Consider the following 3,426-nt stretch of genomic DNA (forward strand, 5'->3'; position numbering starts at 1 on the left):
CGCGTCACAACCGGCCCCCGCGCCCCCGCCGCCGGGGGGGGGGGGCCCCCCCCCCCCCGGCGGGGCCCCCCCGGGCCCCCCCGGGGGGGGCGCCCCGCGCCCCCCCCCCCGCGGCCGGATCCGCACCCCGTACGGCGAGCCAGACGGCACGGCGCAGCCGCGCGACGCGAACGGCCAGGTGGGCGGGGAGGTGGGCGGAGAGCTGGTCGGAGCGGGGGCCGGCGGGCCGGTCGACCGGTGGAGTCCCGTACGACACGGGTTAGTCGATACCGCGGACGATGCTGAACTCCTCGTGGAACTCCGCGTCGTCCTCGTCCGCGCCGGCCAGCCGCAGCGGCGGCGCTACCCCCACCGGGGCCAGGCCGAAGAAGTGCATCTCGACCTCCCGGAAATCTTGCCTGACGTCGTAGGTGAACATGGGCGGCTCCTTCACGATGAGTCGCCCCACGATGTCAAGAGCCGCTAGGGATCCGCTCGACGTCGGATCGCTCGCCGATCGAGTGGAGCCGGAGGCGGGCCGCCCGCTGGGCGGCCGGGCCGCGCCGCTGGGCGATCCGCGGCGGCTCGTCCCCTTCGAGGATGGCGAGCACCTGGGCGAGCGTCGTCTCGGCGCCGGTGGCGGGCAGTTCGCGCAGCAGCCGCGCGCAGTGGGCCACCAGGCGGCCCGCGTCGGCTCCGGACATCCGGGACCGGTCGTGCGCGGCGGTCAGCGTCAGCGAGCCGTCGGGGCCGCGGTGCGTGAGCAGGGCCACGGGGAAGGCGGTGTGCGCGCCGCTCGCGTACAGCGGCTCGATCCGTACGCCGTGGTCGGCCAGCTCGGCGCGCAGCTCCCGCGGCGGGCGCGGCACGCTTCCGACGGACACCAGGCTCGCCAGCAGCGGCCCGCCGCCCGTGGCCCGGCCGGTCCACTCGTGGATCTGCCCGGTGGAGACCCACTCGTACGCCGCCATGTCCAGCGCGCGGTCGCGCAGCACCGTCAGCAGCCGGCCCAGCCGGTGCTCCGGGTCGACCTGGACGGACATCGGCAGGCAGTTGCGCATCGGCGCGGGCAGCCGTTCGACGGCCTCCAGGGCGATGCCGCGCCCCGAAACGGTGACGCCGAATCCGACCTGTGCGGGGCCGCTGAGGCCCGCGCCGCGGTACAGCAGCATCGCCCAGACCGCCTGCAGCGCAGTGGAGTCGGGCACCGCCAGTTCGGCGGCCCAGCGGTACAGCCGCTCGGCCTCCTGGGCCGACAAGCGCGCCTCGGCGCGGCCGCAGCCGCTCTCCAGGGTGTCCGGGCCGGGGGCGGCGGGCAGTACGGCAGGCGCGCCCTCGGGTACCGTCCGGGTCCAGAACTCCCGTGCGGGGCCCGGGTCCTGGCGCTCCAGCCAGCGCGACCAGTCGCGGATGTCGGGCCGGCGCTCCCCTCCGGGCAGCGCGCCGCCGGCCAGGTAGGCCCGGTAGAACTCGTCCAGGAGGACGCACACGCTCCAGGCGTCCAGCAGGCCGTGGTGGAAGGTGAGCAGCACGCGCGTGGCGGGCGCGGCGGGCGTCGGCTCGTCGACCAGGGTGACCCGCAGCGGTCCGGGGCCGCGCAGGTCGAAGCCGCGCAGCCGGTCGCGTTCCACCAGCTCGTCCCAGTCGACGCCGTCGGCCCGGTGGCGTACGACTTCGGCGGCGGCCCGGTCGTGCAGGACCACGCGCGGCCACGGCTCCCAGTCGACGGCGGCGCGCAGCACCGTCTCCCGGTCGGTGACGGACTGCCAGGCCGCGGTGAACCGCTCGGTGTCCAGGGGTCCGCACCAGCGCCAGGAAAGCTGCTCGACGTGGCGGCCGGTGCCGCGGTGCTCCAGCGAGTCCAGCAGCAGGTCGTGCTGCCACCAGGTCAGCGGCAGGGTGGAGCCTGCCTGGCGACCGCCTCGTCCCCGGCCCGCGCGCGGGCGGCTCGGCCTGGCCATGCGGTCGCCCCCTCCGGTCCAGATCATCCCGTACGGGGCCCGGAACGCCGGAAGACCCGTGGGAGCGGGGCGCCCGAGGGCGCGGTGCTCCCGGGTCCACCGTGGAGCAACCCGCTGCCGGGGACCTGGCAGGGCGCTGACGCGCCTCGAAGTCCGCCGCAGAACGCCTCAAGGCCCTGACCCGGGCCGCAGGTCAGTTCGCGTTCTGGTTCATCGCCGAAAGGAATCCCTGGTCGAGCATGGTCCCCACCGACGTGTCGTCCGCGGTGGACAGCCCCGCGTCGTGGCAGGCCGTGCTCAGCAGGTAGCGGCCCATCACCGGGTGCGTGGCGAAGCCCCACTCCCCCCGGGTGGCCGCGCTGCCGTCCGGGGCGTGCAGCCGCACGCCCGTCACGCCGGACTCCTGGAAGCCGAACTCCTTGAAGCCCAGCCGCAGCCCCTGCCCGAGTGCCTTGCTGTACGCCTCTTTGAGGGTCCACAGCTTCAGCGCGTACGGGACCCGCTCCGCCTCCGGCAACCCGGCGATCTCCACCACCTCGGCCGGGGTCAGGATCTGCGCCTCCAGCAGGTCCAGCCGTACGTTGCGGCTGGCCAGCTCCACGTCCACACCGATGCGGCCCGTGCGGCTCAGCCCGACGGCCATCAGGTCGCCGGTGTGGGACAGGCTCAGCTCGATCTGGTCGAAGCCGCGCAGGTAGGGGCGCCCGCCCAGCCGGTAGGCCAGGTCGAGGTACTCCGGCGGGATGCCGAGCGCCGCCGCCGCCGTGTACTTGATGAGCAGCCGGGCGGCCGCGAAGCGGTAGCGCACGGTGGCGTCGGGGGTGCGCCGGTAGCGGTCCCAGTCCGGCCCGAGCAGCTCGCGCAGCCGGGGTGTGGTCAGCACGCTGGGCAGCCATTCGCTCCAAGTCGTGTGGACCACCGCGTTGCCGAGACCGGTCAGGTTCTCCTTCACCCCGTGCCACGGACCGTGCGGCCGCGGCACACGGAGGGGGGCGGCGCATCTCACCTGGTCCATCGTCGTCTCCTGCGTGTAGTGCCGTCCGTCCCGGTCCCGCGGGGCGGACGGCGATCTGGCCGGGGCGTTCGTCCACCGCCCCGGCACGTCTGCGGTGCCGTGACCGGAAGGCGGGGCGGGCCAGGTCACCGCACGCCGCCTTCCCGGCACGCCTGCGGTGCCGTGAGCGGAAGGCCGGTGGGCGGGCGAGGTCGCCGCACGCCTCAGCCCGCCAGCGCCGTCCCGTACAGGTCGAGGCTCCGCCCCTCGCGGCACCGCCCCAGCACCTCGTCGAGCACCGAGCCCACCACGCCCTCGGGCAGGTCGGGCACCACCGCCCCCAGCCGCCGTGCGATCCGGCTCAGCGCGAGCACGGCCCAGGCGGGCTCCTCCAGGAACGATCCGGTCCCGGCCTGCCCCTCCCACGTGCCGAGCACGGCCGCGGCGGCGAGCACCAGCGCGTACCGGTCCGCCAGCGCGCAGGCCTGCGCG

General features: G+C 75.9%; 3 protein-coding genes and 1 pseudogene. All 4 read right to left on the bottom strand.

Going from position 1 to position 3,426, the window contains the following annotated elements; translation table 11 throughout:
* Positions 1 to 259: 259 nt before the first annotated feature.
* The gene (locus ABZY57_RS32395) at positions 260 to 418 is read right to left on the bottom strand and encodes a hypothetical protein (RefSeq protein WP_356518073.1); all 159 of its coding nucleotides are present in this window, start codon (positions 416 to 418) and stop codon (positions 260 to 262) included.
* Positions 419 to 452: 34 nt separating this feature from the next.
* A complete protein-coding gene (locus tag ABZY57_RS32400) occupies positions 453 to 1,940 on the bottom strand; it encodes a condensation domain-containing protein (protein WP_356518075.1) in 1,488 nt (495 codons plus the stop codon).
* Between the two features lie 193 nt (positions 1,941 to 2,133).
* Complete coding sequence (locus ABZY57_RS32405) at positions 2,134 to 2,955, bottom strand: 4'-phosphopantetheinyl transferase superfamily protein (RefSeq protein ID WP_356518077.1); 822 nt, start codon at positions 2,953 to 2,955, stop codon at positions 2,134 to 2,136.
* A gap of 203 nt (positions 2,956 to 3,158) precedes the next feature.
* A pseudogene (locus tag ABZY57_RS32410) lies at positions 3,159 to 3,426 on the bottom strand (acyl-CoA dehydrogenase); the annotation flags it as partial.

Source organism: Streptomyces sp. NPDC006450, from assembly GCF_040612195.1.
GTDB lineage: Bacteria > Actinomycetota > Actinomycetes > Streptomycetales > Streptomycetaceae > Streptomyces.

Excerpts from the sequence above, each read along its gene's own strand:
- ABZY57_RS32405 (WP_356518077.1), bottom strand. The coding sequence starts at position 2,955 with ATGGACCAGGTGAGATGCGCCGCCCCCCTCCGTGTGCCGCGGCCGCAC.
- ABZY57_RS32400 (WP_356518075.1), bottom strand. The coding sequence starts at position 1,940 with ATGGCCAGGCCGAGCCGCCCGCGCGCGGGCCGGGGACGAGGCGGTCGC.
- ABZY57_RS32395 (WP_356518073.1), bottom strand. The coding sequence starts at position 418 with ATGTTCACCTACGACGTCAGGCAAGATTTCCGGGAGGTCGAGATGCAC.